Consider the following 23,882-nt stretch of genomic DNA (forward strand, 5'->3'; position numbering starts at 1 on the left):
GGCGTCCGGCTGCTCGGAGTGGCCGGCGGCCCTGGGGGCCTTTGGCCGTGCGGGGTTCTCGGGGGTTTCGGGGCGTTCCGGACGGCCGGGGGCGTCCGCGTGCTCGGTGTCCTCGGACGGGCCCGTGTCCCGGCCCGCGTCCTCGGATCGGCCCGTGTCCTCGGGTCGCTCGGAACCGGTCGGCTCACCGGGCTTCCCGGCCTCGCCGGTGATGTTCGGGGCCTCGGTGGGCGTGGGCCTCGGCTGCTCGGTGCCCTCCGGGGCATGCGGCTCGCGATGGGCGCCGCTGTCCCCCGGGGCCGTCGGCTCGGCAGGGTCGGTGGGGGCGGTGACGGCGGTGTGGGTCACGTCGCCGTCCGTGTGTTCGGTCGCCTCGTTGCCGGACCGCGGCTGTCCGCTCCCGCCGCTCGTCTCCACGATGTCCCCTCGTTCGAAGCGTCTTCCGCGCCCGTGTCGGGGGGCGGAAGGGTCTGTGGTCGATGCTATGCGGTCACCGTCATGGGTTCCGCCCCGGCACCCCCTCAGTTTTCCCCGCGTCGCACGAGGCACACGGGCCTCGACGTGGGCCCGGGCGTGCGGGGCGGGCGGCGTCCGTCGTCGACGGACCCGTGGCGGTCACTGTCAGTGGTGGGCCGTATGGTCTGTGGTCATGGAAACCAGCACCGACGGCACCGGCACGGACCCCTCCGGCGGCGAAGGCGGCGGGCGCCCCGTGCGGGAGGCGGCGCCCCCGGCCTCGTTGTCGCCCTCGCGGGCCAGTGACTTCATGCAGTGTCCGCTGCTGTACCGGTTCCGGGTGATCGACCGGTTGCCGGAGAAGCCGAGCGAGGCGGCGACGCGGGGCACCCTGGTGCACGCGGTGCTTGAGCGGTTGTTCGACGCGCCGGCGGCGGAGCGGACGGCGCCGAAGGCCAGGTCGTTGGTGCCGGGGCAGTGGGACCGGCTGCGGGAGACCAGGCCGGAGGTCGGGGAGCTGTTCGCGGACGACCCGGAGGGCGAGCGGCTCGCGGGCTGGCTGGCGGAGGCCGAGCGGCTGGTGGAGCGCTGGTTCACGCTGGAGGACCCGACCAGGTTGGAGCCGGTCGAGCGGGAGTTGTTCGTGGAGGCGGAGCTGGAGTCGGGGCTCAGGCTGCGCGGGATCATCGACCGGGTGGACGTGGCGCCGACGGGTGAGGTGCGGATCGTCGACTACAAGACGGGGAAGGCGCCGCGGCCCGAGTACACCGAGGGCGCGCTGTTCCAGATGAAGTTCTACGCGCTGGTGGTGTGGCGGCTGAAGCGGGTGGTGCCGCGTCGGCTGCAGCTGGTGTATCTGGGCAGTGGTGATGTGCTGACGTACGACCCGGTGATGGCGGATCTGGAGCGGGTGGAGCGCAAGCTGCTCGCGTTGTGGGAGGCGATCCGGGTGGCCACGGAGACCGGTGAGTGGCGGCCGCGGCCGACGAAGCTGTGCGGCTGGTGCGACCACCAGGCGGTGTGTCCGGAATTCGGTGGTACTCCCCCGCCGTATCCCCTGCAGGTGAGGTCGCCGGAGTCTGGCGCGGAGGCGCAGGGCAGAATGGGCCCGGACTAGCGAAGGAGACTTTCGTGGCCATCCGCGTCCTACTGGTCGATGACCAGCCGCTGCTGCGTACCGGCTTCCGGATGATTCTGGAGGCGGAGCAGGACCTGGCGGTCGTCGGGGAGGCCGGAGACGGCCTGCAGGCGCTCGACCAGGTGCGGGCGTTGCAGCCCGATGTGGTTCTGATGGACATCCGTATGCCCCGGATGGACGGAGTGGAGGCGACCCGTCAGATCACCGGCCCCGGGCGGGACGGTCCGGCGAAGGTGCTGGTGCTGACCACGTTCGATCTGGACGAGTATGTGGTGGAGGCGTTGCGGGCGGGGGCCAGCGGGTTCCTGTTGAAGGACGCTCCGGCCACCGAGCTGGTACAGGCGATCCGGGTGGTCGCGGGTGGTGAGGCGATGCTGGCGCCGAGCATCACGCGTCGGCTGCTGGACAAATACGCGGTGCATCTGCCGTCGGGGGACGAGCCGGTGCCGGACACGCTGCACACGCTGACCGACCGTGAGGTCGAGGTGCTGAAGCTGGTGGCGCGGGGTCTGTCGAACGCGGAGATCGCCGCCGACCTGTTCGTCAGCGAGACCACGGTGAAGACGCATGTGGGGCATGTGCTCACCAAGTTGGGGCTGCGTGACCGGGTGCAGGCGGCGGTGTACGCGTATGAGAGCGGGCTGGTGCGCCCGGGGGCCCAGTAGCCGAAGCCGTGTCAACTACGCGCCGAGGGCGCCCCCTTCATGGCGAAGGGGGCGCCCTCGGGTGTTACGGGGCGGGTGTCAGCCCTTGCTGATCTCCCAGAAGCGGAACACGGTGGACGCGTCGAGGCAGTACTCGAGGCCGTAGACGTTGTCGCGGATGACGGCGTACTGCTTGGCCTGCCACACGGGGAGGAGGGGGACCTCTTCGGCGACGATGTTCTGCAGCTCGGCGTATTCCTGCTCGGTGGCGGAGCGGTCGCTCTCGGCGGCGGTGTTCGGCAGGAGCTCACCGGTGATGGTCTTGTTGGAGTAGTTGTTGTCGAGGACATTGCCCTTGCCGAAGAAGGGGCTGGTGAAGTTGTCCGGGTCCGGGTAGTCGGGGACCCAGCCCTTGACGTAGAGGCCGTACTTGCCGGCGGCTATGTCCTTCTCGTACTGGGCGAACTCGACCGACTTGACCTTGGCGTCGAACAGGCCGCTGTCGTTGAGCTGCTTGGCGATGGCCTCCAGCTCCTGGTCGGTGGAGGGGCCGTAGCGGGACGGCGTGGACCAGAGGGTGAGTTCGACCTTGTCGGTGATGCCGTCGGCGCGCAGGGCAGCCTCGGCCTTGGCCTTGGAGGGTCGGGCGCCGTAGGTGTCGAAGAAGGCGGTGTTGTGACCGGTGATGCCGGCCGGGACGATCGAGTACAGCGGGGTGGCGGTGCCCTGGTAGACCTCGCCCACGAGGGCCTCGCGGTCGAGGAGGTGGGCGATGGCGCGGCGGACGCCGATCTTGCCGGTGACCGGGTCGTTCATGTTGAAGACCAGGTGCTGGACCTCGGCCCCGGTGCCGTCGACGAGTTCGACGCCGCTGGCGGTGGAGGTGTCGGTCTCGATGTCGGAGATGGCTCCGGCGCTGAGGCCGCGGAAGGCGACGTCGACCTCGCCCTCCAGGAGTGCTTTCTTCAGGGCGTCCTGCTTGCCGTGGAAGAACTTGAGGGTGATGCCCTCGTTCTCGATGTCCGCGGGGCCCTTGTAGTTCTCGTTGACGGCGAAGACGGCCTGGTCCTCGCCGAAGGACTCCAGCTTGTAGGGGCCGGAGCCGACCGCTTCGCCGTCCTTGCGGAGGCCGTCGGCGTCGTAGGAGCTCTTGTCGACGATGGCGCCGGCGGCGGAGGCGATCTTGCTGGGGAAGGTGGCGTCGGCGTACTTGAGGTTGAAGCGGACGGTGGTGTCGTTCGGCGTCTCGACGTCGTCGAGCATGGGGAACATGATTGCCGGGCCGGCGTCGTCGTTGATCTTCAGCATGCGGTCGAAGGAGAACTTGACGTCCTCGGCGGTGAGGGCCTCACCGTTGCTGAACTTCAGGCCCTTCTTCAGGGTGCACTCGTAGACCGTGGTCTTGGAACCGGCGAAGGAGCACTCCTCGGCGAGGTCCGGCTCGGGTTCGGTGGCGCCGTTGGGGAAGCTCAACAGGGACTGGAAGACGTTGTTGAAGAGGAGCCAGGACCCCGGGTCGTAGCCGGAGGCGGGGTCGGTGGCCAGGACGTCGTCGGACATCCCCAGCACCACGTTGGAGCCGGAGTCCCCGGTCCCCCCGGATTCGGATCCGCAGCCGGTCAGCAGGCCGGCGGCCAGCCCTGTCGCGATGGTCAGGACGGACCACTGGGTGCGCATGTTCACGTGTAAGTGCCTTGTGTCGTCGTCGGGTGTCTTGAACGCGCCGGACTCCCCCAGGATCCGGTGCGCGGGGTGAAAGGTGACGGTCAGTCGCCGATGCCTCTGCCGAGCTGCCACAGCTGCAGGGTGGAGGCGGAGTTGACGGCGTACTCGGCACCGGTGACGTCGTCGCGGGCGGCGACGTACTGCTTGCCCTGCCACAGCGGGAGGATCGGCACGTCGTCGGCAACGATGTCCTGGATGCCGGTGAGGCTGTCGGAGGCGGTCAGCCGGTCGGCCTCGCGGCGGGACTCGGGGATCAGCTTGCTGCGGATCTCGCTGTTGTCGTACGGCGAGTTGAGGAAGTTGTCCTTGTCGAGGAAGGGCGCGAGGTAGTTGTCGGCGTCCGGGAAGTCCGGGAACCAGCCCATGCCGTAGACGGCGTACTCGCCTTCCTGTTCGGCGGGGCGGAACGTGGACCAGGGCGCGCCCTTGATGGTGACGTCGAACAGGCCACTGGCGTCGAGCTGCTTCTTCAGGACCTCGAACTCGGTCTTCGTGGCGGCGCCGTAGTGGTCGGTGGTGTAGTGCAGGGTCAGCTTGACCGGGGTGGTGATGCCGGCCTGCTTCAGGATCGAGGTGGCCTTGGAGACGCTGGGTTCGCCGTACTTGTTGAAGAACGAGTTGGAGTGGCCGGTGATGCCTGCCGGGACGATGGAGAAGAGGGGCTCGGACTTGGAGCCGTAGACCTTGGAGACGAGTGCGCCGCGGTCGACGAGCTGGGCGATGGCCCGGCGGACGGCGGTGTTCCTGACCGGGGAGGCCTCGGTGTTGAAGGCGAGGTAGCGGATCTCCAGGCCGGGGGACTCGACGAGGTCGATGTCGCTGTCCCCGGACGCGGAGTACTTCTCGATCTGAGCCGGTGTCATGGTCCGGGTCATCAGGTCGATGTCGCCGTCCTCGAAGGCGCTGCCCATGGCGTCGGCGTCGGTGAAGGACCGCAGTTCGACCTGGTCGCTCTTCGGGTCCAAGTGCCCCCTGTAGTGGGGGTTCTTGGTGAAGACGGCCTTGACGAGCTCGTTGTTCTCGACCTCGGCGTCCAGGGTGTAGGGGCCGGAGCCGTCGACCGTGAAGCCGTCGCGGAGCTTGTCCTTGGCGTAGTCGGCGGGGTTGACGATGCCGGCGACGGGGGTGGACAGCTTGTACGGGAGAGTGGCGTCGGGGCCGTTGAGGTGGAAGATGACCTGCTTGTCGCCCTTGGTCTCGACGAGGTCGATGGTGGACAACAGGGCGAAGACACCGCTGTCGGCCTTGATGGAGCGGGCGCGGTCGATGGAGAACTTGACGTCCTCGGCGGTGATCGGGCTGCCATCGGCGAACTTGAGGCCGTCGCGCAGGGTGCAGACGTAGCGCTCGCTGCCGGAGTCGGTGAAGCCGCAGCGGGAGGCGGCCTCGGGCTCCGGTTCGCCGTCGCCATCCGGCTGGACGAGAAGGGTCTGGACGGTCTGGCGGAGGATGTTCCAGGTGCCGACGTCGTAGGCGTAGGCCGGGTCGATCGGGGCCGGGGCGCCCTTCGAGGCGGTGAACCGGTCGGTGGTGCCGACGACTATCGCGTCGCCGTCGCTGCTCGCGTCGTCGGTGACGCCGCAGGCGGCGATCACCGGGGCGAGCAGGCCGATGACGGCCGGCAGCACCAGGGTCTTGCGGTTCATGCTCGAACTTCTCCAGAGCTCAATTCCGGGACGGGTGCCGGCGGGGTGGTGCGGGCGCGTCTCGGGCGGTACGGCGATGTTTCCGCGTCGAGATTAGCCCGCCTTGTGTAAGGGGCCCGCGCGCACCGGAGTTGAGTTCCCCTCACGCTGTGGAACCGGGTGTGGACGCACGGATGAGGGCGTCGGCGGAATGTTTGGTGCACCCTTCACCAATCGGGACACATGGGCGTGTCAAACGCCCCTGTAAGCGGGGTTTGGCCGGACCGGATCCGGCCGTCGAGGGCGGGCCCGAGTGGTAAACGTCACAGCGTGAAGGGGCTTCCCAGTGGCGGGAATTCGGTTTTCTCCGGGCTGAATTCCGGCTGCCGGGAGGGCGTGAATGATCTCGGATTTTATTTGCGCTTTCAATTGTTCACGCTGGGTGCACGCGTGAACGTATTTCCGTCGTCAGGCCGTCATCAGATCGTCATCAGACCGTGCAGGAATGGCAGGTCGACCTCTTCCAGCGAGGTCACGACGGTGCGTCGGGCGGCGGGGGTGATGGGTGCCACGGAGGGCACGGCGACGACGTGGCAGCCCGCCGCCTCGGCAGCCGCGACACCGGTCGCGGTGTCCTCGATGACCGCGCACCGGACCGGGTCTGCGCCCAGCCCGTCGGCGGCCAGGAGGTAGGGGTCGGGGAACGGCTTGGTCCGCTCCACCTCGTCGCCGGCGACGGTCAGGGCGAAGTGCTGGGGGCCGAGGGAGGTCAGGACGCGGTCGATGATGCGCCGGTGGGAAGCGGAGACCAGGGCGGTGGGGACACCGTGCGCGGCGAGTTCGGCGAGGAGTCTCGCCGCGCCCGGCATCAGCGGCAGGGCGTGTCCGATCCGGTCCTCGAAGCCGTCGTTGAGCAGCACGCACAGGTCGGCGAGGGTGATGTCGGCGCCGGTGGCCTCGATGAGGAAGCCCGCGCTGCGGCTCATGGGGCCGCCGACCACGACATGGCGCCAGGACTCGTCGAGGGTGTGGCCGAGAGCTCGGAACACCTCGACCTCCACGTCCCACCAGAAACCCTCGGTGTCCACCAGGGTTCCGTCCATGTCGAGGAGCACGGCCTGCAGGGCGGAGCCTTCGGCCGTCCGGGTTCCTAGCGCGGGGATCGTCGTGGTCATCCGGCGCACCTCCTTGTGGGACGAGCAGGCCGGTTCCCGGGTGGGGAACCGGCCTGCGGTGGACCGACCAGTGTACGACGCCGCGCGGGGAAGCGCCTTTCGCCAGGGCCGGCCCGAGGACGGGCGCGGTGCCCGACGACGGGCGCTGTGCTCGCGGCGGGCTATCGCGCGTTGAAGTACTTCGCCTCGGGGTGGTGGATCACGATCGCGTCGGTGGACTGCTCAGGGTGGAGCTGGAACTCCTCCGAGAGCTGGACGCCGATGCGCTCGGGCTCGAGGAGCTCGGCGATCTTGGCGCGGTCCTCCAGGTTCGGGCAGGCTCCGTAACCCAGGGAGAAGCGGGCACCCCGGTACTTGAGATCGAACATGTCCTCGATGGCCGCCGGGTCCTCCGCGCCGAAACCGAGCTCGGCACGGACCCGGGCGTGCCAGTACTCGGCGAGCGCCTCGGCCAACTGCACGGACAATCCGTGGAGTTCGAGGTAGTCGCGGTAGGCGTTGGACTCGAAGAGCTTGGCGGTCTCCTCGCCGATGCGGGAGCCGACGGTGACGACCTGGAGGCCGACGACATCGGTCTCGCCGGACTCCTCCGGGCGGAAGAAGTCGGCGAGGCACAGTCGTCGGCCGCGGCGCTGGCGGGGGAAGGAGAAGCGGGTGCGTTCGTTGCCGGCGTCGTCGAGGATGATGAGGTCGTCGTCCTTGGAGACGCAGGGGAAGTAGCCGTGGACGACGGCCGCTTCGAGGAGGTTCTCGGTCTGGAGGCGGTCCAGCAGGCCGCGCAGCCGGGGCCGGCCCTCGGTCTCGACGAGCTCCTCGTAGCTGGGGCCCTCACCGGTGCGGGCCTGCTTGAGTCCCCACTGACCCTTGAACAGGGCCCCTTCGTCCAGCCAGGTGGCGTACTCCTTGAGCTGGATGCCCTTGCTGACGCGGGTGCCCCAGAACGGCGGGGTGGGCACGGGGTTGTCGGTGGCAACGTCGGAACGGACGTGGCCCTCCTCGGGGCGCTCCTCGACGACCGTGGCGGTGGCGGCCCGGACCCGACGCTGCTTCAGTTCGGGCAGCTTGGCGCCGGGAACGCCGCGCTTGACGCCGATGAGGGCGTCCATCAGGCGCAGGCCCTCGAAGGCATCGCGGGCGTAGCGGACCTCGCCCTCGTAGATCTCGTGCAGGTCCTGCTCGACGTACGCGCGGGTGAGGGCGGCGCCGCCGAGGATGACGGGGTAGTCCGCGGCGAGGCCCCGCTGGTTCAGCTCCTCCAGGTTCTCCTTCATGATCACCGTGGACTTGACCAGGAGCCCGGACATGCCGATGACGTCGGCGCGGTGCTCCTCGGCGGCGTCGAGGATCGCGGAGACCGGCTGCTTGATACCGAGGTTGACGACGTTGTAGCCGTTGTTGGACAGGATGATGTCGACGAGGTTCTTGCCGATGTCGTGGACGTCGCCGCGGACGGTGGCGAGGACGATGGTGCCCTTGCCCTCGGCCTCGGACTTCTCCATGTGGGGTTCGAGGTGGGCGACGGCGGCCTTCATGACCTCGGCGGACTGAAGGACGAACGGCAGCTGCATCTGGCCGGAGCCGAAGAGCTCGCCGACGACCTTCATGCCGTCGAGGAGGGTGTCGTTGACGATGTCGAGGGCCGGGCGGGTCTGGAGCGCCTCGTCGAGGTCGGCCTCCAGGCCGTTGCGTTCGCCGTCGATGATGCGGCGCTTGAGGCGCTCCTCCAGCGGCAGGGCGGCCAGTTCCTCGGCCTTGCCCGCCTTCAGGGACTTCGCCGTGGCGCCCTCGAACAGGGCCATCAGCTTCTGCAGCGGGTCGTAGTCCTCGCCGCGACGGTCGTAGATGAGGTCGAGGGCCGTTCGCACCTGCTCCTCGTCGAAGCGGGCGATCGGCAGGATCTTGCTGGCGTGCACGATCGCCGAGTCGAGGCCGGCCTTGACGCACTCGTCGAGGAAGACGGAGTTGAGGAGGATGCGGGCGGCCGGATTGAGGCCGAAGGAGATGTTGGACAGACCGAGGGTGGTCTGGACGTCCGGGTGGCGGCGCTTGAGTTCGCGGATCGCCTCGATGGTGGCGATGCCGTCCTTGCGGGACTCCTCCTGGCCGGTGCAGATGGTGAAGGTCAGGGTGTCGATGAGGATGTCCGACTCGTGGATGCCCCAGTTGCCGGTCAGGTCCTCGATCAGCCGTTCGGCGATCTCGACCTTCTTCTCCGGGGTGCGGGCCTGGCCCTCCTCGTCGATGGTCAGGGCGATCAGCGCGGCGCCGTGCTCCTGGGCGAGACGGGTGACCTTCGCGAAGCGGGACTCGGGGCCGTCGCCGTCCTCGTAGTTGACGGAGTTGATGACCGCGCGGCCGCCGAGCTTCTCGAGGCCGGCCTGGATGACGTCGACCTCGGTGGAGTCGAGGACGATGGGCAGGGTGGAGGCGGTGGCGAAGCGGCCGGCGAGTTCGGCCATGTCGGCGACGCCGTCGCGGCCCACGTAGTCGACGCACAGGTCGAGCATGTGGGCGCCCTCACGGATCTGGTCGCGGGCCATCTCCACGCAGTCGTCCCAGCGGCCCTCCAGCATGGCCTCGCGGAACTTCTTCGAGCCGTTGGCGTTGGTGCGCTCGCCGATGGCCAGGTACGAGGTGTCCTGGCGGAACGGGACGGTCTGGTAGAGGGAGGCGGCGCCCGGCTCGGGGCGGGGGTCGCGCTCGGGCGGAGTGAGGTCGCGGACGCGTTCGACGACCTGGCGCAGGTGCTCGGGGGTGGTGCCGCAGCAGCCGCCGATGAGGGAGAGGCCGTACTCGCGGACGAAGTTCTCCTGGGCGGCGGCCAGCTCGGGCGCGGTCAGCGGGTAGTGGGCGCCGTCCTTGGTGAGCACGGGCAGGCCGGCGTTCGGCATACAGGAGAGCCGGACGCGGGAGTGCCGCGACAGATAGCGCAGGTGTTCGCTCATCTCGGCGGGGCCGGTGGCGCAGTTCAGGCCGATCATGTCGATGCCCAGCGGCTCCAGCGCGGTCAGCGCGGCGCCGATCTCGGAGCCGAGGAGCATCGTGCCGGTGGTCTCCACGGTGACCGACACGATCAGCGGGACGTCGTAGCCGGCGGTGTCCATGGCCCGGCGGGCGGCGAGGACGGAGGCCTTGGTCTGAAGCAGGTCCTGGGTGGTCTCCACCAGCAGGGCGTCGGCGCCGCCCGCGAGGAGGCCCTCGGCGTTCTGCTGGTAGGCGTCGCGGATGGCGGTGAAGGTGGTGTGGCCGAGGGTGGGCAGCTTGGTGCCGGGGCCGATGGAGCCGAGGACCCAGCGCTGCCGGCCGTCGCGCGCGGCGAACTCGTCGGCGGTCTCGCGGGCGATGCGGGCGCCGGCCTCGGACAGCTCGGCGACGCGCTCGGGGATGTCGTACTCGCCGAGGGCGGTGAGGTTCGCGCCGAAGGTGTTGGTCTCGACGCAGTCGACGCCCGTCTCGAAGTAGGCGGCGTGCACCGAGCGGACGATGTCGGGGCGGGTCACGTTCAGGACTTCGTTGCAGCCCTCCAGCTGCTGGAAGTCGTCCAGGGTGGGTTCCTGTGCCTGGAGCATCGTGCCCATCGCGCCGTCGGCGACCACGACACGGGTGGCGAGGGCTTCACGCAGGGCGTCGGAACGGGCCCGGCCTGCGGCGGCGGACGAAGGGGACGGGTTCGGCGACGAGGCCATGAAGGTGCTCCCTGGAATGCGACGGCTGTCGGCTTTGCGTCTTCCCGCGGAAGGCGCACGCCGTCAGGGTAGCCCGGAGCGCCGGGGAGGGTAGGAGGCGTCCACGGGACGGACCGGCGTGGCGTGAGCGTTCGAGTGCGGTTTACTCCCACGACGAACGAACACCACCACCACTCGGACACCGGGCGTCCACGGGACGCCCACCGGGCGGACACCGGACAGGCACCGGAAAGTCGCCGCTCGGGCCGTTTGGCCGAAAAGGTGTTGCCGGCCATTAGCGAGAGGTCGGCAACGACCGGTAGTGTTCGACATTGCCGAACGTTGGAAGTTCATGTGCGTGCGGCGGTCGAAGGGGACGGAGGCAGGACGGCGATGGCACGGAACATCCAGTCGCTCGAACGGGCGGCCGCGATGCTGCGGTTGCTCGCGGGCGGCGAGCGACGGCTCGGCCTGTCGGACATCGCCTCGTCGCTGGGCCTCGCCAAAGGCACCGCCCACGGCATACTGCGCACCCTCCAGCAGGAGGGCTTCGTCGAGCAGGACGACGCGTCCGGGCGGTATCAGCTGGGCGCCGAGCTGCTGCGCCTGGGGACCACCTATCTCGACGTCCACGAACTGCGGGCGCGGGCCCTGGTCTGGACGGACGACCTGGCCCGTTCCAGTGGCGAGAGCGTCCACCTGGGGGTGCTGCACCAGCGGGGCGTGCTGATCGTGCACCACGTCTTCCGGCCCGACGACAGCCGGCAGGTCCTGGAGATAGGGGCCATGCAGCCACTGCACTCCACGGCTCTCGGCAAGGTCCTCGCGGCCTACGACCCGGTGGCGCACAGCGAGGTCCTGGAGGCCGACCGCAAGGCGTTCACGGAGCGGACCGTGTGCGAGCTGGACGAGTTCGAGGGCGTCCTGGACCTCACCCGCGCCCGTGGGTACGCGGCGGACGTGGAGGAGACCTGGGAGGGTGTCGCCTCGATCGCGGCCCCCATCCACGACCGCCGGCGCATGCCCGTCGGCGCGGTCGGCATCACGGGCGCCGTGGAGCGGCTGCGCCGGGACGGCGAACTGCGTCCCGAGCTGATCGCGGCGGTGCGTGACTGCGCCCGCGCCGTCTCGCGCGACCTGGGCGCCGCCCGCTTCTGACCGCAACGGGGCCGCCGTAGGGCCCCACCGATCCTTCGAGGGCCGGGACACCGTCGGTGTCCCGGCCCTCGCCGTATGCAGCCGTGACGCCCTCCAGGTGCGCGCCTATAGCAGCCCCCGCAAGATCGACAGGGCAGTTCGATCAATAACGATCGGATTTTCGATAACGGGACCCTTGACGAGGCACTCACACCGCAGCAAGACTCCCGTCCATCGGTCGGCATTGTCGAACACCTACCGGCAATACACGCTAGAGTGTGACAACGCCAAGGGCCGGCACAGCTCTCACCCCCGAGGGCGCGGACACCCGGAATGGGACCCGGGGTCCGCCTTCCCCTGGACGAAGGACAAAGGAGTCGCGGGTGTCCAGCTCCGACATCTTCATCGGCGAGACCATCGGTACCGCCATACTCATCCTGCTCGGCGGCGGCGTCTGCGCGGCCGTCACTCTGAAGGCCTCCAAGGCCCGTAACGCCGGTTGGCTCGCCATCACCTTCGGGTGGGGTTTTGCCGTTCTGACGGCCGTCTACACCTCCGCGCCCCTCTCCGGCGCCCATCTGAACCCGGCCGTGACCCTCGCGCTCGCGCTGAAGGAGGACGGCATCGAGTGGAGCCAGGTCCCCACCTACTGGGGCGGGCAGCTGCTCGGCGCGATGATCGGCGCCGCTCTGGTGTGGGTCGCCTACTACGGCCAGTTCCACGCCCACCTCACCGACAAGGAGATCGTCGGGGGGCCGGGCGCGGAGACCAGCAGCGCGAAGGCCGTCGAGGCCCGTGAGACCGGTGCCGGCCCCGTGCTCGGCATCTTCTCCACCGGTCCCGAGATCCGCAACGCGGTACAGAACATCGCCACCGAGGTCATCGGCACCGTCGTGCTGGTCATCGCGGTCCTCACGCAGGGCCTCAACGACAGCGGCAAGGGCCTCGGCACCCTCGGTGCCCTGATCACCTCGCTCGTCGTCGTCTCGATCGGTCTGTCCCTCGGCGGCCCTACCGGTTACGCGATCAACCCGGCACGTGACCTTGGTCCGCGTATCGTGCACGCCCTGCTGCCCCTGCCCAACAAGGGCGGCTCCGACTGGAGCTACGCCTGGGTCCCGGTGGTCGGTCCGCTGATCGGTGCCGCCATCGCCGCAGGTATCTACAACGTCGCGTTCGCCTAAGAAGACTGCCTACGAGCGACGAGCCGCAGGTGTCGCCCGACACCCGGCACGCGCTGTCCGTACCGACCTTCGACCAGTTGACCTTCAGGAGCACACCGTGACCGACGCCCACACCGCCGGCCCCTTCATCGCCGCCATCGACCAGGGCACCACCTCCAGCCGCTGCATCGTCTTCGACCGGGACGGCCGTATCGTCTCCGTCGACCAGAAGGAGCACGAGCAGATCTTCCCGAAGCCGGGCTGGGTCGAGCACAACGCCAACGAGATCTGGACCAACGTCCAGGAAGTCGTCGCCGGAGCCATCCAGAAGGCCGGCATCACCCGTGACGACATCAAGGCCATCGGCATCACCAACCAGCGCGAGACCACGCTGCTCTGGGACAAGAACACCGGTGAGCCCGTCCACAACGCCATCGTCTGGCAGGACACCCGCACCGACGCCCTCTGCAAGGAGCTCGGCCGCAACGTCGGGCAGGACCGTTTCCGCCGTGAGACCGGTCTGCCGCTGGCCTCGTACTTCGCCGGCCCGAAGGCCCGCTGGCTGCTGGACAACGTGGAGGGCCTGCGGGAGCGCGCCGAGGCCGGCGACATCCTCTTCGGCACCATGGACACCTGGGTCATCTGGAACCTGACCGGTGGCGTCAACGGCGGCAAGCACTACACCGACGTCACCAACGCCTCCCGCACCATGCTGATGAACCTCCACACCCTGGAGTGGGACGAGAAGATCGCCGAGTCCATCGGCGTGCCCCTGGCGATGCTCCCGGAGATCCGCTCCTCCGCCGAGGTGTACGGCGAGATCACCGGCGGCAAGCTCGGCGACCTGCTGGGCGGCATCCCGGTCGCCTCGGCGCTCGGCGACCAGCAGGCGGCCCTGTTCGGCCAGACCTGTTTCTCCGAGGGCGAGGCCAAGTCCACGTACGGCACCGGCACGTTCATGCTGATGAACACCGGCGAGAAGATCATCAACTCGTACTCGGGCCTGCTGACCACCGTCGGCTACCGCATCGGTGACGAGACCCCGGTGTACGCGCTGGAGGGCTCGATCGCCGTCACCGGTTCGCTGGTGCAGTGGATGCGCGACCAGATGGGGCTCATCTCCACGGCCGCCGAGATCGAGACCCTCGCGCTCTCGGTCGAGGACAACGGCGGCGCGTACTTCGTACCGGCGTTCTCCGGCCTGTTCGCCCCGTACTGGCGCTCCGACGCCCGCGGTGTGATCGCCGGTCTCACCCGGTACGTCACCAAGGCGCACCTGGCGCGTGCCGTCCTGGAGGCGACCGCCTGGCAGACCCGTGAGATCACGGACGCCATGACCAAGGACTCGGGTGTGGAGCTCACCGCGCTCAAGGTCGACGGCGGCATGACCTCCAACAACCTGCTGATGCAGACCCTCTCGGACTTCCTGGACGCCCCCGTGGTCCGTCCGATGGTCGCCGAGACGACCTGCCTCGGCGCCGCCTACGCCGCCGGTCTCGCCGTCGGCTTCTGGACCAGCACCGACGACCTGCGCGCCAACTGGCGGCGGGCCGCCGAGTGGACCCCCCGTATGGACGCGGACACCCGCGACCGTGAGTACAAGAGCTGGCTCAAGGCCGTCGAGCGGACCATGGGCTGGCTCGAGGACGAGAGCTGAGCCGGGACCCCGAAGGCACCGGTACCGGCTCTGATGAGGAGTAAGAACCCGACATGACCAGTCAGTCCACCCTGCAAGCCCTGCCTGCCCTGGGGACGCGCCCGGCGTCCGGCTCGAACCCGAGCCGCGCCGAGACCCGGGAGCAGCTCTCCAAGGCGTCGTACGACCTCCTCGTGATCGGCGGCGGCATCCTGGGCATCTCCACCGCCTGGCACGCCGCGCAGTCCGGGCTCAGGGTGGCGCTGGTCGACGCCGGCGACTTCGCCGGCGCCACCTCCTCCGCCTCCTCCAAGCTGCTCCACGGCGGTCTGCGCTATTTGCAGACCGGCGCGGTGAAGCTGGTGGCGGAGAACCACTTCGAGCGCCGTGCGGTCTCCCGCCAGGTGGCCCCCCACCTGGCGAACCCGCTCACGTTCTATCTCCCTGTGTACAAGGGCGGGCCGCACGGCGCGGCGAAGCTCGGGGCGGGCGTCTTCGCCTACTCCGCGCTGTCGGCCTTCGGTGACGGTGTCGGTCATCTGCTGTCGCCGGCGAAGGCCGCGCAGGACGTGCCCGAGCTGCGCACCGAGAACCTGAAGGCCGTGGCCGTGTACGGCGACGGTCAGATGAACGACTCCCGGATGGCGCTGATGACGGTCCGCGCGGCCGTCGAGTCCGGCGCGGTGGTGCTGAACCACGCCGAGGTCACCGGGCTGCGCTTCACCAAGGGCCGGGTGACGGGTGCGGAACTGCGCGACCGGCTCTCCGGCGACGAGTTCGGCGTGAGCGCCCGGCTGGTGCTGAACGCGACCGGCCCGTGGGTCGACCACCTGCGCCGTATGGAGGACCCGAACGCGGCTCCGTCGATCCGTCTGTCCAAGGGCGCGCACCTGGTGCTGAAGCGGACCTCCCCGTGGAAGGCCGCGCTCGCCACCCCGATCGACAAGTACCGCATCACGTTCGCCCTGCCCTGGGAGGACATGCTCCTGCTGGGCACCACGGACGAGATGTACGAGGGCGACCCGGCGGACGTCGCCGTCAACGACAAGGACATAGCCCAGATCCTGGACGAGGCCGCGTTCTCCGTCCGGGACCAGCAGCTCGACCGTGATCTGATCACGTACGCCTTCGCCGGGCTGCGGGTGCTGCCGGGTGGCCCCGGCGACACCGCCAAGGCCAAGCGGGAGACCGTCGTCACCGAGGGCCGGGGCGGCATGCTGTCCATCGCGGGCGGCAAGTGGACGACGTTCCGGCACATCGGCCGCACCATCATGAAGAAGCTGGAGACCCTGCCGGGCCACCCGCTGGGCGAGGACTTCGAGCCGGTCTCCACGCTGCCGAGGAAGCTGCCGCTGCCGGGTATCGCCAACCCGCGGGCGGTCGCCCACCGGCTGCTCACCGATCGCCCCGCACCGGGCCCCCGCATGGGTGCCGACACCGCGCGGCACCTGGCCACGCACTACGGTTCGCTGGCCTTCGACATCGCCCGCCTCGCGAACGAGAACCCCGAGCTGGCCGAGCGGGTCCACCCCGACGCGCCGGAGATCTGGGCGCAGGTCGTGTACGCCCGCGACACCGAGTGGGCCGAGACGACCGACGACGTGCTGCGTCGCCGGACGACGCTGACCATCCGGGGTCTGGCGACGGACGAGGTCCGCGCGAAGGTCCAGGACCTGCTCGACAAGAAGTAGGCCCGCCTGCCGGTCCGGCCTCTCCCCTGACCGGGGCCGGACCGGCCGGGAAACGGCCCCTTCCGCTCTGGGGCCGGACCACGAGGGGGCGGCTCCACCACATCGGTGGAGCCGCCCCTTCGGTGTGTGCCGGACTTTCTTCCCCGTCGGATCTTCTTCCCGGTCGACTCCGCCTCTGCCATGATCAATGGTCATGAACGGGGCAAACGAACTCCATCGGTTGTTCGAGGCGCGGGCGCGTGAGACTCCCGACCGGCCCGCGCTGGTCACGGCGGCGGCCCGGCTGACGTACGGGCAGCTGGAGGGCCGGGCCAACCGCCTGGCCCGGCATCTGCTGGACTCCGGGCTCGGCACCGGTGAGACCGTCGCCGTGTGCGCCTCCCGGCCGCCGGACGTACTGGTCGCGGTGCTCGGCGTGCTGAAGGCGGGGGGCTCCTATGCCGTGATCGGCCCGCGGCAGCCGACCGGGGACATCGGGCGGGCGTTGGAACAGGCCGGGGCGCGCACGGTGCTGACGTACGCCCGATACGGGCCGGCCGTGGACGACGGCACCGGCCGTGCCGTGGTGTGTCTGGACACCGACGCGGCCCTGATCGACGCCCACTCCCCCGAGCCCGCCGCCGCACCCTGCGGGGTCACGGCCGCGGTGCTGTTCTCCGCGGGTACCGCGGGCGAGCGGCGTGCGGTCGAAACAGGCCACCAGCGGCTGCACGACGCGTACCGGGCCTGGGCCGAGGTGTTCGGGCTGCGGCCCTCGGACGTCCACCTGGTGACCGCGCCGGCCGACACCGCCGCCTTCACCTACGGCTGGGTCCGGGCCCTGTGCTCCGGCGGCACGCTGGTCCTGCCGGAGGACGAGATCGGCGCCACGCTGTGGGGGCGGCCCTTCGCCGGGGATGTCACGGTGCTGGACACCGACCCGCGCTCGGCCCGGCTGCTGCTCGACTCGGCCGCGCCGCCCGCGGGACTGCGGCTGGTGGCGGTCGGTGGGGAACGGCTCGCCCTCGACGAGCAGGTACGACTCCAGGGGCGGCTGGCGCCGGGGGCGCGGCTGCTCAACGTCTACGGGACCGTGGAGGTCGCGGGCTGCGGCACCTGGTTCGAGACGGACCAGCTCACCGGTCCGGTGGCGGAGCCCGCACGGGTCAGTCTGCTCGGCCGCCCGTTCCCCGGCTGCCGGGCCGAGGTCCGCCAGGGCGAGATCCGGCTGACGCCCCCGGACGGCTCCGACGATGCCGAGGCCCTGCCCACCGGTGACGCGGGGACGCTGCGGGAGGACGGTCTGCTGGAGTTCGGCGGCCGGCTGGCACACCGGGTCCGCGTCCGCGGCCGTACCGTCGACCCCTATCCGGCCGAGGCCGCGCTGACTGCGCATCCCGGGATACGGGAGTCGGTGATCGCCGCCGTGGACGAGGACCGGCTCGTCGCCTACGTCGTCCCCGCCTCACCGACGGCCGCTCCGGGCGCCGACGCGCTGCGCGCCCATCTGCGGGACGTGGTGCCGGACCAGGAGATCCCGGCAGCCGTGGTGACCCTCGGTGCCCTGCCCCGTGACCGGGCCGGGCGGATCGACCGCCGGCTGCTGCCGCTGCCCGCGCGGCACGGGACGTCCGGGCAGGTGAACGGCAAGGGCGGTGGTGCGGCCTCGGGCCGGGCCGGGTTCCTCTACGGGCTGGGCTGCGCGGTGCTCGTCGTGGTCCTCCCGCTGGCCGGAATCCTCACCGATGTGTTCTGGCCGGGCTCCACCGACCTCACATATGTGCCCACACCGTGGTCGTGGCTCTTCAGGGGGTTGTACGCCGCCGAGCTGCTGGCGTTCGGCATGGGCCTCGCCTTCCTGATCGCCGGGCGCCCGCTGATGCGCCGCCAGGGACGCTCCGGCGGGCTGACGACGGCGGCCCATCTGGCCGTGGTGTGGCTGCTGGTCTCCTGGTGGCCGCAGGACAACCTCTACCGGCTCGCCGCGAAGAACGACTGGGAACGGCAGGCGGCGCTGGTGTACGCCTTCAATGTGCCGCTGATGATCGCGGCGGCGGTGGTGGCGGTGTACGTGACCCGACGCCCGGCGCCCCCGGCGGTCACCCCTGGGCCGTGAACATCCGGCCGGTGTCGCGGGCCGCCGCGCGCACCAGGGCTTCGGCGGCGTCGAGGCGTGCACGGGTGTGCGCGGCCAGGACGACGCCCAGGTAGGGGGCCGGCGCGAAGGCGGCGGTCGGGATCGAGGGCAGCAGCACGGCGTCGATCCCGGCGCAGCGCGCCATCGTCTCGCGCAGGAAGGCGGACAGGGCGGGGCCGGGCAGCCGGGCGCCCAGCGGCACGTGGTCGACGCTGCGGACGAGGTGATCGCCCCCTCGGGTCTCGTCCAGCCGCGCCTTGACCATGAAGGCGACGGAGGGGCCGGTCATCCGGAGGTTGATCTCGGTGGGCGCCGGGCGGCCGTCGGAGCCGGTCACGAAGTCGACGTCGAACCAGCCCCGGTGTCCGCTCGCCGCGATCCGCTCCCCCACGGCTTCGCCGAACCGCGTCAGGGTCTCGGCGAGCGGTGCCGGCACGGCGCCGGGGCCCACGGTGGCGCCCTGGTAGGCGGTGCCCTGGACGTCCATGAGGGCGACGCCCACCGGGTGCACCCGGCCGTCCGCGTCGACCAGCCCGTCGAAGGTCAGGTCGCGGGGCTCGGTCCCCCCGGCGACGAATTCCTCCAGCAGGACGGGGCCGCCAGGCAGCGGAAGGCGTCGCAGGCCGTGGTCCCGTATCACCCGGGTGCCGGAACCCCCGGCGCCGTGCTCGGTCTTGACCACCGTGGCCAGGCCCGCGCGGCTCCGTGCCCGGAGCAGGCGTGCCGCCTGCCACCGCGTGGCCGGCTGCCACTGCTCGGGCACCTGGACCTCCGGATGAGCGGGGGCGAGCCGGGTGAACAGCTCGTGCGAGGCCCGCTTGGACTCGTACCGCAGGGCCTCGGGGCCCAGGGGTTCGCCGGTCAGCTCGGCGACGGCGGGGGTGCGGCCCCACGGCAGGAGGGGCAGGCCGAGGGACGTCAGCCGCTGGAGGAGGGCCGGGCGGGAGAGGACGGCCCGGGTCAGGGTGTCGCCCCGACCCGCCCCAGCGGCGCCTGCCGCCGGGCTGTCCGCCGGGTCCGGTTCCGTCAGGCCGTCGTAGACCTCCACGGGGTCCCAGGCCAACGCGCGGCCGACCATGTCGGTCCAGTCGGGCGGGACCGCCGCGGGCAGGATCAGGGCGGCCGGGTGCGGCGAGAGGAAGGCGGCCAGGCAGGAGTAGTGCGCGGCCTGCGGGGAGACCGGGCCGAACTGCGCCTGGAACTCGGCCACGTTGCCGAGGTGGACCGCACGACGACCCGCTGTCCAGACCTGGGTCCAGCCGTCGCTCCGGGGCTCGAGACGCACTTCGAGGAGAGGGAGTTGCCGTCCGGCCCGCGAGCCGGAGGGCGTGCGGCCGACGGGGCGGGCGCCCATCCGGCGGTAGAACGGTTCGGCGTTGGGGTCCGACTCGATGGTGAGCCGGGTGAAGCCGAGCTCGCGGGCGGCACTCGTCACATGAATGTAGAGGGCGCGGCCGACGCCGCGGCCGATGGCGGCGGGCTCGACGAAGCACAGACCGAGGCTGCCCTCGGGGCCCTTTCCCTCCAGCGAAGCCACCCCCACGACTCCGTGTTCGGTGTCCTCGGCGACGACGACGCGGTGGCGGTGGATGTCGTGCGGTCGGATGGTGAGTTCGGCCCGGCATGCTTCCAGGAACTCCGCGTCGTACTCCCAGTGGGCCTTCGAGCGCAGGACCAGCTCGGTCAGCGCCCCCGCCTCGTCGGTGCGTGCCGGCCGGATCCGCATCCCCACCCCCGTGCCTCCTGGCTCCCCATCGTGTGATCAGCGTAGGACCACTGGTGTGCCGAGAGTGCCCGTGCCCGCATTGGAACTGGGAGAATCCCCGGGAATCACAGTCCGAGAAGCCGCTCGGCCGGGGCCCGGCGTCCGGTGCTGCCGCCCATCAGGGACGTTCCCCCTGATGGTGGGCCCATAATGAGTCTGAGACATCCGATGTCTGAGCATGCAGGGCACGACAGGGAGGGCGGGCGCCATGGCAGTCACCGACGAGGCGATCGAGAAGATCAAGGACATGATCGTCTCCGGCGCGCTGCGCCCGGGCGACCGCCTGCCCAAGGAGAGCGAGCTCGCCGCCGACCTGGGACTGTCCCGGAACTCCCTGCGTGAGGCGGTTCGCGCCCTGTCGCTGATCCGCATCCTGGACGTACGGCAGGGCGACGGCACGTATGTGACGAGCCTCGACCCCCAGCTCCTGCTGGAGGCGCTGAGCTTCGTCGTGGACTTCCACCGCGACGACACGGTCCTCGAGTTCCTCGCCGTGCGCCGCATCCTGGAACCGGCGGCCACGGCGATGGCCGCCCTGCGGATCAGTGAGCAGCAACTGGACGCGCTGGGGGCCCGGTTGGACGAACTGGGCGACGCCCCTTCCGTGGAGGAACTGGTCGCCTGCGACCTGGAGTTCCACAAGGGCATCGTGCAGAGCTCCGGGAACTCCGTCCTGTGCTCCCTCCTGGACGGCCTCTCCGGGCCCACCACCCGAGCCCGCGTCTGGCGCGGCCTCACCCAGGAGGACGCCGTCAGCCGCACACTGCACGAGCACCGCGCCATCCTCGCCGCCCTCCGTGACCGCGACGCCGAGGCCGCCCGATCCTGGGCGACGGTCCACATCGCGAGCGTCGAGCAGTGGCTGCGATCGTCGCTGTGAGGCGGTGATCACTCCCGGGCCGGGGTGATGAGTGTTTCCGCCGCGCGAACGGGGCATTGATCCGTTCACTCCCCCGTGCAAGGGGGCTGCGAACGCCCCCTGGGCACGCCGTAAGGTTGGGACGTACGCGAGGGCACGTCGGAAGGAGGCGCTGGGTGATCGAGCTGGAGGGGGTTCCCGAGCTGATCGACCCAGTCATGGTGGCCGCGTTCGAAGGCTGGAACGACGCCGGCGACGCCGCCTCCGCCGCGGTCGCGCACCTGGACCGGGAGTGGAAGGGCGAGGTGTTCGCGGCGCTGGACGCCGAGGACTACTACGACTTCCAGGTGAACCGGCCCACGGTGTGGCTGGACGGCGGCGTACGCAAGATCACTTGGCCGACGACAAGGTTGTCGGTGGTGCGGGTCGGCGGCGAGAAGCCCCGCGATCTCGTGCTGGTCCGAGGTATCGAGCCGTCGATGCGGTGGCGTTCGTTCTGCAACGAGCTGCTGGGCTTCGCCCATGAGCTGGGCGTGGAGCTGGTGGTGATCCTGGGCGCCCTGCTCGGCGACACCCCGCACACGCGTCCGGTCCCGGTCAGCGGGGTCACGTCGGACCCGGATCTCGCGCAGCGGATGGACCTGGAGGAGACCAAGTACGAGGGTCCCACGGGAATCGTGGGCATCCTCCAGGAGGCGTGCACGCACGCCGGTGTCCCGGCGGTCTCGCTGTGGGCCGCGGTGCCGCACTACGTGTCGCAGCCGCCGAACCCGAAGGCGACGCTGGCCCTCCTCAACCGTCTGGAGGACCTGATCGACGTGCGCATTCCGCTGGGCGAGCTGCCCGAGGACGCGCGCGCCTGGCAGGTGGGCGTGGACCAGCTGGCCGCCGAGGACAGCGAGGTCGCGGAGTACGTGCAGACGCTGGAGGAGGCCCGGGACACCGCGGAGCTGCCCGAGGCGTCGGGCGAGGCGATCGCCCGCGAGTTCGAGCGGTATCTGCGGCGCCGCGACGGGGGCCCTACCGGTTCGGCGGGTGGGCACGCCACGGCCGACGGGGGCGACACGGGGCCCGGTGCGTGGAACCCGAAGGACAACCCCGGTGGCCGGACGCGACCGCCGAAGCCCCCGCGGCCGGGCGGCGAGGACGAGGAGTCGTCGGAGGAATAACCCTCCCTGGTCCCGTGAGGAGGCGTCACCGCGCTCCCCGAGCCCGGGAACAGGGCACGGGGAGCGCGGCGGGGGTCGGTGGGCGGCAGTGGTCCGTCGGTCGGCTGTAAGCGCTCCACGGCGACGACGCAATACGTCGTGTCCGGCGTCGGTGTCGTCCTGAAGCGGGCGTTGGGCAGGTACAGGCGGTTGTCGTGGGCGGTGACGGTCGTCGGGACGTCGAAGTCCGGGTCCACGAGGCGCTCCTCGAAGATGCTGGAGCTGCCGTCCGAGGCGAGCTTGAACACATCGATCGGGTTCTGGCGGTTCTGCACGACGTACAGCCGCCGTCCGAGGAGGCGCAGGCCGTCGCCGTTGGTCATTGGTGCCAAGTCCCCCAGATCGACGAGTCGGGTGACGCCGGTCCTTCCACGAAGGGACCGGCAGTCGGCCGGCCCGGCCTCACCTGACGTCTGTCACCCCGTCACATGACGCCCGGCACGCGAGAGAGGCGCCCCCTCCCTCCGGAGAAGGCGCCCCCTTGCGGGGACACCGCGGTGCCCCCGCCCCCGTGACACATGTGACGGTGGATCATGCCCGTGGCGTCCGTGCAGTGTCGTTACTTCACAGGGCCACACCGAGGAGGGCGTCCACGGCGCGTGAGACGACGCCGGGTGCCCCCTCGTCCGTACCGCCCTGGTCCTGCTGCAGCGCGGCCCAGCGGTCGACCGCCGCGAGCGCGGCCGGGGCGTCGAGGTCGTCGGCGAGGGCCTCGCGGATCTCCTCGACGAGCGCCTCGGCGGGCGGCCCGTCGGGCCGGGAGACGGCGGCACGCCACCGGCCCAGCCGGGCGACGGCGTCCTGGAGGACCTGGTCGGTCCACTCCCAGTCGGCCCGGTAGTGGTGGGCGAGGAGCGCGAGCCGTATGGCCGCCGGGTCGACCCCGTCCCCGCGCAGCCGGGAGACGAAGACGAGGTTGCCCTTGGACTTGGACATCTTCTCGCCGTGCAGCGCGACCATTCCGGCGTGGACGTACGCCTTGGCCATGGGGAACTCGCCGGTCAGCACCTGGGCGTGGGAGGCGCCCATCTCGTGGTGCGGGAAGGCGAGGTCGGAGCCGCCGCCCTGCACGTCGAAGCCCATGCCGAGGTGGTCGAGGGCGATGGCGACGCACTCGATGTGCCAGCCGGGCCGGCCGCGTCCGAGGGAGCCGCCGTCCCAGCTGGGCTCGCCCGCACGCGCGGCCATCCACAACATCGGGTCGAGCGGGTTCTTCTTGCCGGGCCGGTCCGGGTCGCCACCGCGCTCGGCCGACAGCAGCCGCATCGCGGCGGCGTCGAGGCCGGAGACCTTCCCGAAATAGGGATCGGACTCGACGGAGAAGTAGATGTCGCCTTCGAGTTCGTACGCGGCGCCGGCGTCCCGGAGCCGCTCGACGAGCGGGACGATGCCGGGGATGGCCTCGACGGCACCCACGTACTCCTGGGGAGGCAGCATCCGCAGCGCGGTCATGTCCTCACGGAAGAGGGCGGTCTCCTTCTCGGCGAGGGCCACCCAGTCGATGCCGTCGCGCTCGGCCCGCTCCAGCAGCGGATCGTCGACGTCGGTGACGTTCTGGACGTAGTGAACCTGCCGCTTGGTGTCGAGCCACACGCGCTGAACGAGGTCGAACGCGTTGTAGGTCGCCGCGTGACCCAGGTGGGTCGCGTCGTACGGCGTGATACCGCAGACGTAGATACGGGCGACGGGACCGGGGGCAAGGGTGACCAGACCGCCGGTCGCGGTGTCGTGGATCCTCAGGTCGCGGCCCTTGCCGGGCAGGACGGGGACCTCAGAAGCGGGCCAGGCATACATGGCACGAGCCTAACCCGATCCCCGCGGGGTTAAGCCGGGCGCCCGTTGGCTCGGCCACGGGCGACGTCGGCATCGAGCCACCCGA

At 70.6% G+C, this 23,882-nt stretch carries 15 protein-coding genes and 1 pseudogene; 9 read left to right on the plus strand and 7 right to left on the minus strand.

Going from position 1 to position 23,882, the window contains the following annotated elements; all coding sequences use genetic code 11:
- Positions 1-417, minus strand: a pseudogene (locus ACZ43N_RS22260) (hypothetical protein); the annotation flags it as partial.
- A gap of 232 nt (positions 418-649) precedes the next feature.
- Here ACZ43N_RS22260 and ACZ43N_RS22265 point away from each other — a divergent pair.
- Together ACZ43N_RS22265 and ACZ43N_RS22270 are read left to right on the plus strand one after the other, a co-directional pair.
- Positions 650-1,573 carry a RecB family exonuclease gene (locus tag ACZ43N_RS22265; RefSeq protein WP_468099698.1) on the plus strand — a complete coding sequence of 308 codons (924 nt, stop codon included), beginning with the start codon at positions 650-652 and terminating at the stop codon, positions 1,571-1,573.
- Positions 1,574-1,587: 14 nt separating this feature from the next.
- Complete coding sequence (locus ACZ43N_RS22270; RefSeq protein WP_468099700.1) at positions 1,588-2,259, plus strand: response regulator; 672 nt, start codon at positions 1,588-1,590, stop codon at positions 2,257-2,259.
- 78 nt (positions 2,260-2,337) lie between these two features.
- On the opposite strand, the gene ACZ43N_RS22275 is transcribed toward ACZ43N_RS22270, so the two are convergent.
- The 4 genes from ACZ43N_RS22275 to metH all read right to left on the minus strand — a co-directional run bounded on the left by ACZ43N_RS22275 (position 2,338) and on the right by metH (position 10,449).
- Positions 2,338-3,921 carry an ABC transporter substrate-binding protein gene (locus ACZ43N_RS22275; RefSeq protein ID WP_468099701.1) on the minus strand — a complete coding sequence of 528 codons (1,584 nt, stop codon included), beginning with the start codon at positions 3,919-3,921 and terminating at the stop codon, positions 2,338-2,340.
- 83 nt (positions 3,922-4,004) lie between these two features.
- Entirely contained in the window at positions 4,005-5,609 is a 1,605-nt protein-coding gene (locus tag ACZ43N_RS22280) for an ABC transporter substrate-binding protein (protein WP_468099703.1), read from the minus strand.
- A 458-nt stretch (positions 5,610-6,067) separates the two neighbouring features.
- The gene (locus ACZ43N_RS22285; protein ID WP_468099705.1) at positions 6,068-6,763 is read right to left on the minus strand and encodes an HAD family hydrolase; all 696 of its coding nucleotides are present in this window, start codon (positions 6,761-6,763) and stop codon (positions 6,068-6,070) included.
- 161 nt (positions 6,764-6,924) lie between these two features.
- Positions 6,925-10,449 carry a methionine synthase gene (gene metH, locus ACZ43N_RS22290; protein WP_468099706.1) on the minus strand — a complete coding sequence of 1,175 codons (3,525 nt, stop codon included), beginning with the start codon at positions 10,447-10,449 and terminating at the stop codon, positions 6,925-6,927.
- A 372-nt stretch (positions 10,450-10,821) separates the two neighbouring features.
- On the opposite strand from metH, the gene ACZ43N_RS22295 reads away from it, so the two are divergent.
- From ACZ43N_RS22295 to ACZ43N_RS22315, 5 genes are all read left to right on the plus strand, one after another.
- A complete protein-coding gene (locus ACZ43N_RS22295) occupies positions 10,822-11,586 on the plus strand; it encodes an IclR family transcriptional regulator (protein WP_468099707.1) in 765 nt (254 codons plus the stop codon).
- A 362-nt stretch (positions 11,587-11,948) separates the two neighbouring features.
- Positions 11,949-12,749: an MIP/aquaporin family protein gene (locus ACZ43N_RS22300; RefSeq protein ID WP_468099708.1), complete on the plus strand. Its 801-nt coding sequence runs from the start codon at positions 11,949-11,951 to the stop codon at positions 12,747-12,749.
- 97 nt (positions 12,750-12,846) lie between these two features.
- On the plus strand, positions 12,847-14,385 hold the full coding sequence (gene glpK / locus ACZ43N_RS22305; protein WP_468099709.1) for a glycerol kinase GlpK: 1,539 nt from the start codon (positions 12,847-12,849) through the stop codon (positions 14,383-14,385).
- A 53-nt stretch (positions 14,386-14,438) separates the two neighbouring features.
- Entirely contained in the window at positions 14,439-16,055 is a 1,617-nt protein-coding gene (locus ACZ43N_RS22310) for a glycerol-3-phosphate dehydrogenase/oxidase (RefSeq protein ID WP_468099711.1), read from the plus strand.
- 193 nt (positions 16,056-16,248) lie between these two features.
- Positions 16,249-18,150, plus strand: a complete 1,902-nt coding sequence (locus ACZ43N_RS22315; protein WP_468099713.1) for an AMP-binding protein — start codon at positions 16,249-16,251, stop codon at positions 18,148-18,150.
- Here the strand turns inward: ACZ43N_RS22315 and ACZ43N_RS22320 are convergent.
- Positions 18,134-19,897, minus strand: a complete 1,764-nt coding sequence (locus tag ACZ43N_RS22320; RefSeq protein ID WP_468099952.1) for a GNAT family N-acetyltransferase — start codon at positions 19,895-19,897, stop codon at positions 18,134-18,136. The genes ACZ43N_RS22315 and ACZ43N_RS22320 overlap by 17 nt on opposite strands.
- 247 nt (positions 19,898-20,144) lie before the next feature.
- Between ACZ43N_RS22320 and ACZ43N_RS22325 the strand changes: the two genes are divergently transcribed.
- Both ACZ43N_RS22325 and ACZ43N_RS22330 read left to right on the plus strand, forming a co-directional pair.
- Entirely contained in the window at positions 20,145-20,816 is a 672-nt protein-coding gene (locus ACZ43N_RS22325) for a FadR/GntR family transcriptional regulator (protein ID WP_468099715.1), read from the plus strand.
- 155 nt (positions 20,817-20,971) lie between these two features.
- The gene (locus tag ACZ43N_RS22330) at positions 20,972-21,964 is read left to right on the plus strand and encodes a PAC2 family protein (RefSeq protein ID WP_468099716.1); all 993 of its coding nucleotides are present in this window, start codon (positions 20,972-20,974) and stop codon (positions 21,962-21,964) included.
- A gap of 603 nt (positions 21,965-22,567) precedes the next feature.
- On the opposite strand, the gene mshC is transcribed toward ACZ43N_RS22330, so the two are convergent.
- Positions 22,568-23,797, minus strand: coding sequence for a cysteine--1-D-myo-inosityl 2-amino-2-deoxy-alpha-D-glucopyranoside ligase (gene mshC / locus ACZ43N_RS22335; protein ID WP_468099718.1), 1,230 nt, complete (start codon positions 23,795-23,797; stop codon positions 22,568-22,570).
- Positions 23,798-23,882 lie beyond the last annotated feature (85 nt).

Source organism: Streptomyces sp. NPDC030814, from assembly GCF_055572155.1.

Coding starts and splice junctions, on each gene's coding strand:
- ACZ43N_RS22265 (WP_468099698.1), top strand. CDS start 650: ATGGAAACCAGCACCGACGGCACCGGCACGGACCCCTCCGGCGGCGAA.
- ACZ43N_RS22280 (WP_468099703.1), bottom strand. CDS start 5,609: ATGAACCGCAAGACCCTGGTGCTGCCGGCCGTCATCGGCCTGCTCGCC.
- ACZ43N_RS22285 (WP_468099705.1), bottom strand. CDS start 6,763: ATGACCACGACGATCCCCGCGCTAGGAACCCGGACGGCCGAAGGCTCC.
- metH (WP_468099706.1), bottom strand. CDS start 10,449: ATGGCCTCGTCGCCGAACCCGTCCCCTTCGTCCGCCGCCGCAGGCCGG.
- ACZ43N_RS22295 (WP_468099707.1), top strand. CDS start 10,822: ATGGCACGGAACATCCAGTCGCTCGAACGGGCGGCCGCGATGCTGCGG.
- ACZ43N_RS22310 (WP_468099711.1), top strand. CDS start 14,439: ATGACCAGTCAGTCCACCCTGCAAGCCCTGCCTGCCCTGGGGACGCGC.
- ACZ43N_RS22315 (WP_468099713.1), top strand. CDS start 16,249: ATGAACGGGGCAAACGAACTCCATCGGTTGTTCGAGGCGCGGGCGCGT.
- ACZ43N_RS22320 (WP_468099952.1), bottom strand. CDS start 19,897: ATGCGGATCCGGCCGGCACGCACCGACGAGGCGGGGGCGCTGACCGAG.
- ACZ43N_RS22325 (WP_468099715.1), top strand. CDS start 20,145: ATGGCAGTCACCGACGAGGCGATCGAGAAGATCAAGGACATGATCGTC.
- mshC (WP_468099718.1), bottom strand. CDS start 23,797: ATGTATGCCTGGCCCGCTTCTGAGGTCCCCGTCCTGCCCGGCAAGGGC.